This window comes from uncultured Methanofollis sp. (genome assembly GCF_937919355.1).
Taxonomy (GTDB): Archaea; Halobacteriota; Methanomicrobia; order Methanomicrobiales; family Methanofollaceae; genus Methanofollis.
Map to the genome: position 1 here is coordinate 1 of NZ_CALFSA010000003.1, position 13,744 is coordinate 13,744.

Consider the following 13,744-nt stretch of genomic DNA (forward strand, 5'->3'; position numbering starts at 1 on the left):
GGGACGCTGATCTTCCGTACTGGCAGATGCCGGGCGAGTATCAGGTAGATGTTGCGGGAGACACCGCAGAGGTGGTAACCTGTCACTATACCTACCTGTCGGTCGCCTGCTGCGAGTTCGACTTCTCTGCCGTTCCCTATGGCAGTACCAGCCTCAACACCACTGTCAGGATAGGGGGAGACACCAATTTCGGGACCGCGGATCTGCCCACAGTGCGGAACATCGGGAATGTGCCCTGTACGGTTCTTGTGATGCAGGACGACATGGGACTGGGAAAGCGCGCCGATGGCACCTGGAATGTCATCTACAGTGCAGCGCTCGGTGACGGCGATGAGGTTAGTTACGGCCCCTCCCGGCAGGTCCCCCTCCCCGGTGTCCTGCCGGTGCGGGCCTCTCTGCCAGTTTCTTTCTCTCTCAGGGTTCTTGGAGGGTCTGGTGGGTATTCGGGGAATATGACCTTCTCATACGTTCCTGCTGACTCTTCGGGATGAAAGCGGGAAAGTGTCGGAGGGATATCTCGTCGAAAGACCCTCTCTGACCAGTATGTGGCAGGGAGAAAAGAATTGCAGGGGGGTTAATACTCTTTCATGATATATTCGGCGAGTTTCAACCGTTTCAGGATCTCCAGGGCCTCCATCTTCTCGGCCTTCCCGAGGCGCTGGATCGCATCACGGACCTCATGGTCGGATACGGTGAGCAGTCTGGAGACGTCGCCGGTGTCCGGTTTCCCCTGCAGGATTTCGTGCAGCCACCCGGCTGCTCCAACCTCTGCTGTCATGCTCAACCTATTATCCTGGCACACTGTTTATAAATATTTTCTTTTTCCCTCGTATGTCCTGTCTTCTCTCCCATATTTCTCCGGTGTCCCCATGCCATTATCCCGCTCTTCGAGGAGCAGCATGATGACTTCCATTGACTGATGGTCGCTCTGCCGGCGGTGAAAGCGCGGTGCACGGAGAGCAAGTCCGCCCTGATCACGTACGGTCATGTGTCCCCAGGCGATCGACGATCCGTATCCTCATATATATAGGTGCCCCTCCCCTCACTCATACCTGAGCGCCTCGATCGGGTCGAGATGCGCCGCTTTCCAGGCCGGATAAACACCTGCAAGCAGGCTTGTCCCGATCCCGAAGCCGATGCCGGTGAGGATCTCTCGCATTCCCGCAGCATCGAGAGATGTCGGTGCAGTACCATATCCGGCAAAGATGGTCTCCGCCACTGATGCAGTGATCGCATACCCGGCGACGACCGAGAGAACCCCGCCGATGAGACTCCCGGCAATACCGAGGATAAGGGCCTCGTACAGGAACATCAGGAGTATCTCGCGGCGGAGCGCCCCAATACTCCGCATCACCCCTATTTCCTGTGTCCTCTGGGTCACTGAGATGATCATCACGTTCAGGATCGAGACACTGGAGACGAGGAGGGCGACACCCCCGATCCCGAGGAGGAAGATCGAGATGGCGTCGTAGGTCTGGTAATACATTTCCAGGATCTCCCTGGAGTCCTGGACGTCCACCACCTCTTTGCGCCTGTTCATCTGGTCCTTTACCGCCGCCTTGACCGCCGGGATCTCCTCGAGGTCGGCGACCTTGATCACCACCCTGTCGTAGTCCTCCGCGCCGTGAAGGTCGGTGTACCAGTCATGGGTGACGACGACGGCATAGTCCGGGTTGATATCGATCGCAAGTCCTCGCTCCTCCAGGACACCGACAACCCTGACATCCTCGCCGGCGAGTGAGATCCTGCTCCCTGCCCTGATATCGAGTTCATGCGCAAGGCGCGCACCGATGAGCACCCCTCTGCCCGACCCCGGCGGGAACGACCCCTCTGCGACACTGAGAAGGAGGGGCATGTCGCTGGCATGGAGGACGATCACCGGTATATATCCACTCTCCCTCCCTTTTTTGAGCGCCTCAGCGGTCTGAATAAGTGGGATGGACGGGTTCGCTCCGACGGCATGCGCGATCCTGTCGGCGTCCCTCTCGGTGATCCCGGTGGCGAGGGCCGACCTGGGGTCGAAGGGGTCGCCGCTTGCGGCCGCTAGGTGGGGTGTGACGACGACGGTGTCTGAGACATCAGCGACCAGGCCCGAGAAGAGGATGATCAGGTTGTTGCCCAGGATGCCGAGGGATGCGATGGCAAGGACGCCGATGATGATCCCGAGGGCCGCAAGTCCCGACCGCACCCAGTGCCTTCTCAGGTTCCGCACCGCAAAGACGAGAAAGATCCGCTGCGCCGTCCGCACCTCTTTCACCCCCGTATGGCCTCGATCGGTTTCATCCTCGACGCCTGCCAGGCCGGGTAGAGGCCGGAGGCCACGCTTGTCACCGTCCCGAAGACCATGGCGAAGAGGATGTAGGCGACCGAGAGAGGGTCGAAGACTGTCACCCCTTCGGCGAAGGTGGTGCCGGCGGTGAGCACCTGCACGGCGGCGATGCTGATGAAGTACCCGCCGACAAAACTAAAGACCCCGCCGATGAGACTCCCGGCGATACCGAGGATGAGGGCCTCGTACAGGAACATCAGGAGTATCTCGCGGCGGAGCGCCCCGATGCTCCGCATTACCCCGATCTCCCGTGTCCGTTCGGTGACCGAGATGATCATGACATTCAGGATCGAGACTGTTGCGATGACGAGGGAAACCCCCCCGATCGCAAGGAGGAACCGTGTCATTGCGGCATAGATCTCGTTCACCTGCCGCAGTGCCTCCCGTGAGTCGGTGATGTCGACAACGTCGTCGCGCCTGTTGAGGAGACCGTCCACCTCCTCCTTGACGCCGTCGATCTCTGCGGGGTCGGTGACCCTGATCACCACATAGTCGTAGCCCTCTGCCTCCGGGAAGAGGTCCCGGAACCTCTCCTCCACGATGACGATGGCATAGTCGGGGTTGATGTCGAAGGCAAACCCCCTCTCTGCGATCACGCCGGAGATGATCGTCTGCTCGTCGCCGAGGCGGATCCTGCTCCCGGCCCGCAGGTCATACTCCCGGGCCAGGTAGGTGCCGATAAGGGCGCCCCTCGACCCTGTCCGCAGGTTGTTCCCCTCTTCGAGGTCGAGGAGGTAGGGGATGTCCTCGGTTGCAAGCCCGATGACCTGCGCGTACCCCCCCTCGTTCCCGACCGTGATCTCTCCGGCCCCCTGGAGAACCGGGATCACCCTGTGCCCCGCCGCCGCCTTCTCGATGCGCTCGACGTCGGCGTCCGGGATTGTGGCTTCGACGACGGTCCTGGGGTCGCCGGCGAACCCGGCGCCGCCAATGGCGGTGTGTGGGGTGATCACGATTGTGTCTCCCACATCTGAGATAAGGGCGGTGGCAAGGAGGTTGATGGAGTTCCCCATGACGCCGAGGGACGCAATCGCAAAGACGCCGATGACGATCCCGAGGGTGGCGAGGATAGACCGCACCTTGTGGCGCCGCAGGTTCCGCACGGCGAATGTGAGGAATATCATGCGATTCTGCCGTCGACGATGGTGATCCGTCGCCGTGCGTACGCGGCGACGTTCTGGTCGTGTGTGACCATGATGACCGTCCTGCCCCGTCGATTCATTTCGTCCAGAAGTTCCATGATCCCGGTCCCGGTCTTTGTGTCCAGATTGCCTGTCGGTTCGTCGGCGAGGAGGATCTCGGGGTCGTTGATGAGGGCGCGGGCGATCGCCACCCTCTGTTGCTGCCCGCCCGAGAGTTCGGCAGGTGTGTGGGAGAAGAGTTCCTCTTCGAGGCCGACGGCGGCGAGGACTTCCAGGCAGCGTTCGGTGCACCCCCCTTCCCGCTCCTTCAGGATGCGGGGGAACTCCACGTTCTCGATGACGTTCAGGAGGGGTATGAGGTTGAACTGCTGGAAGATGAAGCCGATATGGTCCCGGCGGAGACGGGTGAGTTCGTCGTCGGAGAGTGTGCCGACGTCCTTTCCCTTGATGAAGAGTGTCCCTGACGTCGGTGTGTCCAGGCAGCCCATGAGGTTCAAGAGGGTGGACTTCCCTGACCCCGAGGGGCCCATGATCGCCAGGAACTCGCCGGGCATCACGTCGAGGGAGACGTGGTCGAGGGCGACGACATCGCCTGCCGGCAGGGGATAGACCTTGGTCACGCCCGTGAATCTGATGATAGGTCCTTCTTCATTCATGTCGCAACGCCTCGATCGGGTTGACATGGGAGGCCTTCCACGCGGGGTAGAGGCCGGAGAGAATGCTCGTGCCGATACCGAAGCCCATACCGTACAGGATGTAGACAAGGCTTGAGGGGACAAAAAGGTAGGAGGTGTCCTGGAGCATGACACTGACCGCGAGGTAACCGCCGAAAAAACTCATGAGACCGCCGATGGCACTCCCGGTGAGGCCAAGGATGAGGGATTCATAGAGGAACATCAGGAGGACCTCTTTCTGGAGGGCGCCGATGGACCTGATCACCCCGATCTCCTTTGTCCTTTCCGTCACCGACATCATCATGACGTTGAAGATGGAGACCCCGGCGACGACGAGGGAGATGCCGCCGATGGCCGTGGTGAATGTCGAGATCCTGTTGAAGGTCTCGATGAGTGTTTCCAGGACCGCCTTTGTATCGAGGACATTCACCACCTCTTCCCTCCTGTTGAACTGGTCCTCGATGGCGGCTTTGACGGTGTCGATATCGTCGAGGTTGCGCACCTTGACGATCACCTGGTCCCACTCGTCGGCACCGTAGAAGTCCTGGTAAAAGACGTCTGAGACGACGAGGGCGTAGTCCGGGTTGATGTCGAAACCGACTCCCCGCTCCTTCATGATCCCGGATGTCCTGAGCCTTGCCTCCTCGTCGCCGACCCTGACGCGGCTCCCGACCCTGAGGTCGTATTCTTCGGCGATTTTTGCGCCGGCCAGCGCCGTTGTCGGACCCCGCAGGTAGACACCATCTTCGAGGTCGAGAAGTTCGGGGACGTCCTCCTGCCGCATCCCGTAGATGGATGCGGCCCCAACCTCGCCGCCAATGACAACCCGGTCCCCGCCGACGTACAGGGGGACCACGATATTCGACCCGACGGTGCGCTGGATCTCAGTCACCTGCCTGTCCGAGATCCCCTTCGAGGAGGCGCCCGGAGGCCCGTTCCCGCCGCCGGTATGGGGCGTGATAACGATGGTGTCGCCGACGTCGGTGAGGGTCTCGGAGATTGAGAGCACCAGACTGTTACCGAGGATGCCCATCGAGGCGATGGCGGCGACGCCGATGACGATCCCGATCACCGCAAGGAGGGACCGGAGCCAGTGGAGGCGTACGTTTCGCCTGGCGAACTCAAAAAAGATCATACCGACACCCTCCCCCCTGAGCGGTGCGGCAATAAATGTGCCGGTCGGCGCCTCTCCGGATCGTCACCCTCATCTCCCCTTATGCCCCACGCATCTCCATGCTACGCGTCGGTTGCCATGTCTCCATCGCCGGGTCCCTTGCCGATGCCGTCGGGCGGGCCGGGGAACGGGGGTGCACCACATTCCAGATCTTCTCCCGGAACCCGCGGGGCTGGAGGTTTAAGCCTCTCACCGACGGCGAGGCAGGCGACTTCCGCTCCCGTCTCGACGCCGCGGGGATAGGCCCTGCCGTCGTCCACATGCCGTACCTGCCGAACCTCGCCTCGCCGAAGGAGGAGGTGTACCAGAAGTCTGTCCAGACCCTTGCCGCTGAACTCAGGCGCTGCGACCTCCTTGGTGTCCCCTTCCTGGTGATGCATCTCGGCAGCCACCTCGGCACCGGGATCGAGGGGGGGCGTCGGCGCCTCATCGACGGCGTCTTCCACGCCTTCGATGAAGCGGGTGGTGATGCCGTCCTCCTCCTGGAAAACACCGCGGGGACAAAGAACAGTCTCGGCGGGACCTTCGAGGAGATCAGGATGATCCTCGACGTTCTCCCGGAAGAGAGGACCGCCGTCTGCTTTGACACATGCCACGCCTTTGCCGCGGGCTATGACCTGCGGGACGGGACGGCAGTCGGTGCGACCCTCGACGCCTTCGACGACGCAATCGGGATCGACCGCCTGCGCGTCGTCCACTGCAACGACTGCAAGGGTGGTCTTGGTTCTCACCTCGACCGCCACGAGCACATCGGCCTCGGGGCGATCGGGGAGGAGGGTTTCCAGGCTTTCTTCGCGGTCCCGGCGGTCCGCCGCCTCCCTCTCATCTGCGAGACCCCGGTGGACGAGCGGCGGGACGATGCCGGGAACATCAAGAAGGTCGGGGAACTCGCCCGGGGATAAGGAGGATCCTGCCCCGGTTTTTTTGAGGTCAGGTGGCGTAATGGGCGGGAAATTGGGCAGATGTCGGATATTTATGATCCACGGGCGTACAGTACTCTTCTGATATCATGATGGACAGGTCAACCTTCCACCCGGTTCTGATCGTGCTTGCCCTCCTTGCCGGAGCGCTTGCCATTGTCGTCGGCCTCTCCGGCGACCCGCAGGGCGACATCGGCCTCTTCTTCTCGACAGGGGCAGAAGCGGCACCGATCTTTCTGATCGCCCTCCTTGCCTTCCTCTCTCTCGACCGCCCCCGCATGCGCCCCGTCGTCGCGGCCCTTGCAGTCGTCTTCGTACTGGTTCTTGCGCTATTCTCCTGGTTTTTCTGCCTGGCGCCCTGGATGTCCATGATCGAGGTCGAAGAACCGCCGGTCGAGATGATCCTTGCCACTCTGGAGGGGATGCTCCTCTGCCTGATTACGGTCGGGGTCTGTCTGCTCGGCTTTTCGCGACGGGTCCGCCTCTTTCTTGCGCGGTATATCCCGATCGACCCCGACAACTTCGTCCACACCGTGGCCCTGGTGATGATCACCGCCCTCATGATCATCCCGCCCGTCCCCCTCCTGGTCATCGGCCACCCCCCACTCGTCGATCTGATGGCAAACCCCGAGTTCGCCATTGCGTCGATGACCCCTGCAGATGCGGCGAAGTCAGACGCATACGGTCTCTTCTGGACCATATTCGGCTCATTCATTGCTGTCGGCCTCTTTGTGAAGAGGTCTCTTCCTGAAACCCTGGAGCGCCTTGGCGTCGTGATGCCGACTCTCCGCTCGGTCGCCTTTGCCCTCGGCGTCGGTGCGGCTCTCGTACTTGTCTTCTCGGTCGTGGACAATGCGATCATGGCGGTCTGGGAATATTTCGGCTGGTACGTCACCGATGCCGACTATACGGAGGCGCTCTTCGCCTCGTACCTCACCCCGGTTGCTGCCCTCGTTGCGGCGGTCGTCGCAGGCGTGGGGGAAGAAATTGCGATCCGCGGTGTCCTCCAGCCGCGCTTTGGCATTGCGATCTCGGTCCTCGTCTTCGCGGCCCTGCATGCGTACCAGTATGCGTGGGACGGTCTGCTCTCAGTCCTCCTTGCGGGCCTTGTCTTTGCGTACCTCAGGGTCAGGACGAACACGACCGTCTGCGCCATCACTCATGCCACCTATGACTTCATCCTCTTCTCCCTGATCATTCTCGGGATCGGATAAGTCCGATCTACTGGAAGACCCATTTCTTTTTTGGATCTCTGGGGCGAATCGAGGGCCGGAGAGGTATCTAAACTCCTCTGGTAATCGAACATCAAAAATGTATGATCCTTTATTCCCTGATCACGAACCGGCAGTAGGGGTCGCCCGCGGCATAACAATGTGTCTCTGTGACCTCCATCTCCCTCCCGAACTGTGCGGAGAAGATGGCGGTGAGGATACCGGTGTCGAAGGAACAGGCGGGTCTCCCGATCTTCGGGAGGTCGGCGCACTCGAAGCAGTCGTAGACGAAGATCTCGAAGGGCGCTGCGGGCCCGGCCTCGACCCTGCCAAGGCGGTGCTCTTCCCAGAAGCGGGCGACCTTGCCGAGAAACTCTCCTGTGTCCGGGGCAACGAGGGCTGGTGCCACCGCCTCACCAACCTTTCTCCCGGCCTCGAAGAGGACGGGGTCGAGGTTGACGCCGGTCTGCATGAGCATCGTCCTGAGGGTCCGGAACATCAGGCGGTAGAAGCCGAAGGGGTCACCCTCTGTCTCCTGGTACTCGGCGGCATAACGCGCCAGTTCAGCGGGGATCTGGTCGGCGGCAGAGAGGGCGCCGAGGCGGTCGGCGGCGATGAAGAAGATCTTCCGTCGTGCGTCTGCAGGGTCAGGCCTCTCCCCCAGGATCCCCTCTTCCACCATATCCCTGAGGTGGACGGAGACCGTGGACTTCGCCCTCCCTGTCATCTCCACGATTGCGTCGAAGGGCATCTCCCCGCCTGAGAGCATCTCCAGGATCGCCACCCTGACCGGACTTTTGACCGCGTGGACTCTCCCCCTGCTTGCGAAGAGTTCGATCTGTCCTCCTCTCCCTGTCGTGCCCATCTCTCAGAGATGAGATCGGAAGAATCATATATCTTTTGTTCGTATACCATAGAATGTTAGTAACATTACGAACAAAAGGTGAGAAGAGATGAAAGCGACAGAACTTGCGCAGGGCGTCTACTGGGTCGGCGCCATCGACTGGAACCTCCGGGACTACCACGGCTACACCCTGCCCGGGACGACCTACAATGCCTACCTCGTCGTTGGCGAGGAGAAGACCGCCCTCATCGACACCTGTTACCCTGGCTTTGAGGACCAGGTGCTCGGGCGTGTGGCCTCGGTCATAGACCCGAAAAAGATCGACGTGGTCATTGCAAACCACATTGAGGTGGACCACTCAGGCGGCCTGCCGAAGATCGCGAAGATGCTCCCCGGCGTCCCGATCTACTGCACCGAAGTCGCCGTGAAGGGCTTTGCCCGTCACTACGACACGAAGGACTGGAACCTGAAGGTGGTGAAGACAGGCGAGAAACTCGACCTCGGCAAAAAGACCCTGGTCTTCCTGGAAGCGCCGATGCTCCACTGGCCAGACTCGATGTTCACCTACCTCGCCGAAGAGAAGATCCTCTTCCCGAACGACGCCTTCGGCCAGCACGTCGCCTCCTCCAAACGTTTCGACGACGAACTGGGAAAGGACATCGCTCTCGCCCATGCGAAGAAGTTCTTCGCAAACCTGATCATCCCCCTCGCTCCGAAGGTGCTGAAGAAACTTGGAGAGGTCGGCGACCTCGGCATCGGGATCAGGATGATCGCTCCCTCGCACGGGATCATCTGGCGTTCCAATGCCGCCGATATTGTCACCTCCTATGTTGAGTGGTCAAAAGGCGTCTCGAAGGACAAGGTGACGATCGTCTATGACACCATGCATGGTTCGACCGACATGATGGCGAAGGCCCTTGCCGACGGTGCGATGGACGGCGGCCTCGAAGTGAAGGTCTGCCTCCTCAAGGACGGGAGGTATGAAGGCTGCCACCGCTCTGACATCGTCGCCGAGATGCTCGACTCGAAGGCCATCCTTGTCGGTTCACCGACCCTTGAAGATGAGGTGCTCCCGACAGTCGCCGGGTTCCTCTCGTACCTCCGCGGCCTCAGGCCCGGCCGCCTGACGCAGAAGAAGGTCGGCTTTGCCTTTGGCTCGCACGGTGGCCATGGCGGGGCGGTTGAGCAGATCACCGGCGACATGAAGAAGGCTGGCATCGATGTGATCGATGGAGGCATCGAAGTCTACTTCAAGCCCGACGTCAGTGAGTGCGATGCATGCTACCGGGCCGGCCTTGCCCTTGCTGAACGGGTAAAAAAGATGTGAATGCCGGAAAATCCTGCACGCACCTCACTTCAGGGCGGGAATATCCCCTCCCTCTTTTCCACGTAGACTTATATGGTCTGCATCCATACGGCCATCATCCCATGGGGCGCCGGCTGAACTTTTCCGGGATCCTCCTTGCCTACGCCGTACAGGGACTTATCCTCCTCCAGGTGGGATACAGCTTTGTCAAGGGCGATTATTTCCTGGGCATCGTAGGTTCATTCGCCTTTTTTCTCACCACTGTCCCGTACCTGGTCAAAAGGAGGTTCGACATCTCTCTCCCCTGGGAGGTGAACCTCCTCATCGCCCTCTCTCTCTTCCTCCATGTCGCCGGTCATGTCAGCGATTATTATGTCCTCTTTTCCCCGTACTACGACAAGATCGCGCATTTTGTCTCCTCGATCACCATCTCGGTCCTGGGCTTTGTCCTCGTCCTCCTCGTCGACCGCTACTCTGGCCTGCACCTCACAAGGCCGATGATCATCTTCTTCATCGTCATCTTCACGATGGCCCTCGGCGCCTTCTGGGAGATCTATGAATACCTCTTCGACACCTTCCTCGGAACAAACCTCCAGCACGGTCTCGACGACACGATGACAGACCTGATCTTCGACCTCTTCGGGGCCGTCATCATCGCTGCAGTCGGTAACTTCTACCTGCGGAGACTGACGAAGGAGGAGATAGCATTGTTGTTCATGAATCCTGCCCCGGAAAAAAAGGTATAGAGGCGTCCGGTGCGGGGTATCCCGCGTCTTTCAGAGAGTCGTGGTCGGACTGATCAGGACGATCTCGGGGGGGGCATTGAACCGCAGGTCTGTCCTGAGGTTGGAGGTGCCGACGCCCCGGCTGATGTACACCGGCGCCCCTCCCTTCTGGAAGAGACCGGAGAGTTCGATGATGCCGCGGTCATTCAGGTCCTTGATGCCCGGGAGCATGACCTGCCCACCGTGGGTGTGGCCGGCAAGGATAATGTCGGCGTCCCAGTCTGCCCGGCACTCGGGTTCGTGGATCATGTAGACTGTGAAGGCGTCGCTGTTCCCCGGCACCATGGGGGGGTCGGCCATCCCGGCCCATCCGTCGTCCACTCCGACGATCCGGAGAGGGGTGCCGTTGATATCGAGGGTGACATATTCGTTTCTCAGCACCGTGACACCGTTCTTTTCGAGTTCTGCCTCAACTGTGTCGGCGAATGCGCTGTCGGCGGTTCCATCCCTGAGAGCACTCAGGTCGTAGTCTGTCACCGTCCTGGTGGTCCCCCCGACCGCTGCGACCCTCTGCAGTCCACTGAAGGCGTCTATCCCTGACCTGTAGTCATGGTTGCCGAGGACGGCATAGACAGGAGCGTCGATCTCCTGCCAGACCTGTTGCAGGGAGAGGTCGGGGTCCTCGTCATAGACGAAGTCCCCCCCGATGAGCACGACCGAGGGATGGAGGGCATTGATCTCCCGGATCATCTCTCTGGTATGGTCGATGGTCTCGGCCTTCAGGTGGGGGTCGGCGATGAAGACGACGCCTTCAGGGGCGCCGTCGAAAGTGAGTGTGGTAACAGAGGAACTCCCCCCTTCAATGGCCATATACCCGAGGGTCATGGGCGTGCAGACGAGGAGAGCGATAGCGATGAAAGCATATCTGGGGTTTTTCAGGTGAAGTCGTCCTATCCCCATGTACTTCCGATCTTGGACCCGGCGCATATATAGGGGATTGTGTGGTGGCATGCCGGACGATCGTGACAGGGGCCTTTGGAAGGAATGATTGCCGATGGACCTGTTCTAAACAATTTTTTCTATCTGTTGTTTTTTATTGTCTGTTTTTTCCTCGTCGGAGGCTTTGTATACGGGTACATCTCCCTGTACATGTGCACTCTTTTCCCGGAGCGCGGGGCTGATCGGTTCGCCGGGCAGTCAATAAAGATACTCTATTGCAGACTCATCCATTTCCCGTGTCCCTGGGATAAAAAGGTCCAGACTACGGGGTTTTGGCCTGCGGGACGACCGGGGACTCGATCGTGATCACCTCGCCGGAGAATGTGAGGAGGTGGTCGAGGAGAACAGGGCTGAGGCTGTTCTCGGCGGCGAGGAAGATGAGGGGTATTTCCATGATGCCGAGTTTCGCCGATGCAAAGTGAATGAACTTCGAAACGTCCTCGGAGGAGAGGTGGATGAGCATCGTGGTCACCGAGTCGATCAGATAACACGTACGTTCTTCCGGGTACGTCCTGAGCATCTCGGTCATTGCGATACTGAGGCTGGTCAGGTCACGCGGGTTGTTGACGAAGGTCGTGTTTTCGAGGGGTGACGGCTCAGTCCCGAGTGCGTACTTTGTGATTACGTCGATAAAAGAGACTCTGGATATATCGATGCCGTGGCGCGTATAGGCCTGCACGAGTATCTTGGAGGGCTGGCTGACGGTGATGACGACCGCCCTGAACCCCTGCCTCACGACCTCTTCGACTATGGCGATGTTTGCGTCCCTGAGGACTTTCGGGCTGGACAGGGCCAGATAGACCACCCCGTCTTCGAGACCTGACAGTGAGATGCTCATGAGCGTCATCCTTTATTCAGCAGGAACTTCCTGAAGGACTCCGGGATATCCTGACGTCCTCCTGCAGTCGCCCTGATGAGTTCTGCCAGGTTCTCTTCGATCGCCCTGATCATTCCAATCTCTACCTGGAGTTGCATCCTGATCTCCTCAGGCCGCCAGTCCCCTGCATCGAGGTCGCTGATGATCCCCTCCAGGTCTGCCCTTACAGTCTCTGCCGGGTGCACGACCCGGGAGGCACTTTCGATAAGATATGCAAGGAGGGCTTCCTGAGTGGCTTTCAGTTCTTTTTCCGCTTTTATACGCTCTTCAAGTTCATTTGTGAGATCGTTTTTCGCTGCCCTATACGCCACAACCTCGCGGGTCAGCGTGCTCACGTCCTCGCAGATGATCATGGCATTGTATATTCCCTCTTCTTCACCGGCGACCGGAACCAGAGTAGTGTGCTGGATACGCATTTTCCCGTCAGGAAGACATGAGGGGATGAGGTAGTGGTGGATCTGGGAGGAGAAGACAATCGGTGCGCCACCCTGCAGGACATGGTTGATCCGTTCGGTGATGACCGACCTTTTCAGGGACGGGAAGCGGACAGTGATCTCCTCTCCCTGTATATCAGCCGCGGGAATGCCGGTCCACTCCTCCAGGCAGGCATTCCAGTAACAGACCCTGAACTCTGGATCGATGATGCATATGCCGACCGGCAGGAAGTCCATACCCTGCCATGCGCCGGCAGACCCACGCGTTGCCATTCGATCAATCTCCCCTGACAGCAGCGATCCTGTCGAGAAGAACGTCCAGAGACCCTATCTCCAGGATCATTGCGATGACGCCTTCGACGTTGATCTCTTCTACAAAGAACCTGGTGTTGGCGAGAAGGACCCTCTCGTCGGGGTCGAAGCGTGTCGTCCGGGCGATATTTGTGATCGTGTCCTCGACATAGGTCGGGGGCGTGTAGGTGATCTGCTGGCCGAGGACGTTCCCGATCGATCCCATGACCCCGTTGATAAAGATGTTCCCGACCTCCATCAGCGTCTCCGTCCTGAGTGCATCAAGTTCCGGGAGGTCCTCCTCCTCGCCGGTGATCGCCGTCACCAGCGCTGCGGCGCTCCCGGGGGGGAAGATCAGGGCGGTCGTGCCGGTGAAAAACCCCCTGAAGTCGATCTTTACTGTTGCGGCACGTTGCGGGCCGGAGAGCCCCTCAACACGGTCGAGTTCGTCGAGGCCGATCACGTGGAGGGTCGGCACCTGGAGAGTGATATGGGAGCAGGTGATCTCGTTGAGCATTGCTGCCGCCCTCCCGACACCGATATTCACGAGTTCCTTGATGGCGTCGAGATCGTCAGGGTCGATGGTCATCAGATCCCGCTCCGGTCGAGTATCTCCCTGATCGCTGCCAGAAGCTCGTCTTTTTTCACGGGTTTGTTGATGCACGTCGCCACGCCCATCTCATAGCACTTCTCCTTCGTGGAGTCCTGGATATCTGCGGTCAGGATGATGATCGGGGCCGTGAAGCCGCGTTCGTGTATCTGCTTCATCATCTCGAAACCGTCCATTTCCGGCATCAGGAGGTCGAGGATGATCAGGT

The 13,744-nt window shown here is 59.8% G+C and carries 16 protein-coding genes; 5 read left to right on the forward strand and 11 right to left on the reverse strand.

The window, feature by feature from the left end; translation table 11 throughout:
* The coding region (locus Q0520_RS00095) for a hypothetical protein (RefSeq protein WP_298665037.1) at positions 1-491 on the forward strand (491 nt) is incomplete at its 5' end.
* Positions 492-574: 83 nt separating this feature from the next.
* Here Q0520_RS00095 and Q0520_RS00100 read toward each other — a convergent pair.
* The 5 genes from Q0520_RS00100 to Q0520_RS00120 all read right to left on the reverse strand — a co-directional run bounded on the left by Q0520_RS00100 (position 575) and on the right by Q0520_RS00120 (position 5,280).
* On the reverse strand, positions 575-778 hold the full coding sequence (locus tag Q0520_RS00100; protein ID WP_298665040.1) for a hypothetical protein: 204 nt from the start codon (positions 776-778) through the stop codon (positions 575-577).
* A gap of 264 nt (positions 779-1,042) precedes the next feature.
* Positions 1,043-2,248: an FtsX-like permease family protein gene (locus Q0520_RS00105; protein ID WP_298665043.1), complete on the reverse strand. Its 1,206-nt coding sequence runs from the start codon at positions 2,246-2,248 to the stop codon at positions 1,043-1,045.
* A 5-nt stretch (positions 2,249-2,253) separates the two neighbouring features.
* Positions 2,254-3,453, reverse strand: a complete 1,200-nt coding sequence (locus tag Q0520_RS00110) for an ABC transporter permease (protein WP_298665046.1) — start codon at positions 3,451-3,453, stop codon at positions 2,254-2,256.
* Positions 3,450-4,127 carry an ABC transporter ATP-binding protein gene (locus tag Q0520_RS00115; RefSeq protein WP_298665049.1) on the reverse strand — a complete coding sequence of 226 codons (678 nt, stop codon included), beginning with the start codon at positions 4,125-4,127 and terminating at the stop codon, positions 3,450-3,452. The genes Q0520_RS00110 and Q0520_RS00115 overlap by 4 nt, the downstream gene beginning before the upstream one ends.
* Positions 4,120-5,280 carry an ABC transporter permease gene (locus Q0520_RS00120; protein WP_298665051.1) on the reverse strand — a complete coding sequence of 387 codons (1,161 nt, stop codon included), beginning with the start codon at positions 5,278-5,280 and terminating at the stop codon, positions 4,120-4,122. The genes Q0520_RS00115 and Q0520_RS00120 overlap by 8 nt, the downstream gene beginning before the upstream one ends.
* A 98-nt stretch (positions 5,281-5,378) precedes the next feature.
* Between Q0520_RS00120 and Q0520_RS00125 the strand changes: the two genes are divergently transcribed.
* Together Q0520_RS00125 and Q0520_RS00130 are read left to right on the forward strand one after the other, a co-directional pair.
* Complete coding sequence (locus Q0520_RS00125) at positions 5,379-6,221, forward strand: deoxyribonuclease IV (protein WP_298665054.1); 843 nt, start codon at positions 5,379-5,381, stop codon at positions 6,219-6,221.
* A 107-nt stretch (positions 6,222-6,328) separates the two neighbouring features.
* Positions 6,329-7,453, forward strand: coding sequence for a CPBP family intramembrane glutamic endopeptidase (locus Q0520_RS00130; protein ID WP_298665056.1), 1,125 nt, complete (start codon positions 6,329-6,331; stop codon positions 7,451-7,453).
* Between the two features lie 109 nt (positions 7,454-7,562).
* Here Q0520_RS00130 and Q0520_RS00135 read toward each other — a convergent pair whose 3' ends face one another.
* Complete coding sequence (locus tag Q0520_RS00135; RefSeq protein WP_298665059.1) at positions 7,563-8,315, reverse strand: V4R domain-containing protein; 753 nt, start codon at positions 8,313-8,315, stop codon at positions 7,563-7,565.
* 88 nt (positions 8,316-8,403) lie between these two features.
* Here Q0520_RS00135 and Q0520_RS00140 point away from each other — a divergent pair, with 88 nt between their 5' ends.
* Entirely contained in the window at positions 8,404-9,621 is a 1,218-nt protein-coding gene (locus Q0520_RS00140; protein ID WP_298665061.1) for an FprA family A-type flavoprotein, read from the forward strand.
* A 101-nt stretch (positions 9,622-9,722) separates the two neighbouring features.
* On the forward strand, positions 9,723-10,346 hold the full coding sequence (locus Q0520_RS00145; RefSeq protein WP_298665064.1) for a hypothetical protein: 624 nt from the start codon (positions 9,723-9,725) through the stop codon (positions 10,344-10,346).
* 30 nt (positions 10,347-10,376) lie between these two features.
* On the opposite strand, the gene Q0520_RS00150 is transcribed toward Q0520_RS00145, so the two are convergent.
* The 5 genes from Q0520_RS00150 to Q0520_RS00170 all read right to left on the reverse strand — a co-directional run.
* Positions 10,377-11,285: a metallophosphoesterase gene (locus Q0520_RS00150; protein ID WP_298665067.1), complete on the reverse strand. Its 909-nt coding sequence runs from the start codon at positions 11,283-11,285 to the stop codon at positions 10,377-10,379.
* 301 nt (positions 11,286-11,586) lie between these two features.
* Positions 11,587-12,171, reverse strand: a complete 585-nt coding sequence (locus Q0520_RS00155; protein ID WP_298665070.1) for a hypothetical protein — start codon at positions 12,169-12,171, stop codon at positions 11,587-11,589.
* Positions 12,168-12,908 (reverse strand): PAS domain-containing protein, encoded by a 741-nt coding sequence (locus tag Q0520_RS00160; protein WP_298665072.1) that lies wholly within the window; start codon positions 12,906-12,908, stop codon positions 12,168-12,170. Before Q0520_RS00160 ends, Q0520_RS00155 begins: the two co-directional genes overlap by 4 nt.
* 4 nt (positions 12,909-12,912) lie before the next feature.
* Positions 12,913-13,515: a chemotaxis protein CheX gene (locus tag Q0520_RS00165; protein ID WP_298665076.1), complete on the reverse strand. Its 603-nt coding sequence runs from the start codon at positions 13,513-13,515 to the stop codon at positions 12,913-12,915.
* Positions 13,515-13,744 (reverse strand): response regulator transcription factor (locus Q0520_RS00170; protein ID WP_298665079.1); only part of this gene is annotated, 230 nt, incomplete at its 5' end. The genes Q0520_RS00170 and Q0520_RS00165, both read right to left, overlap by 1 nt.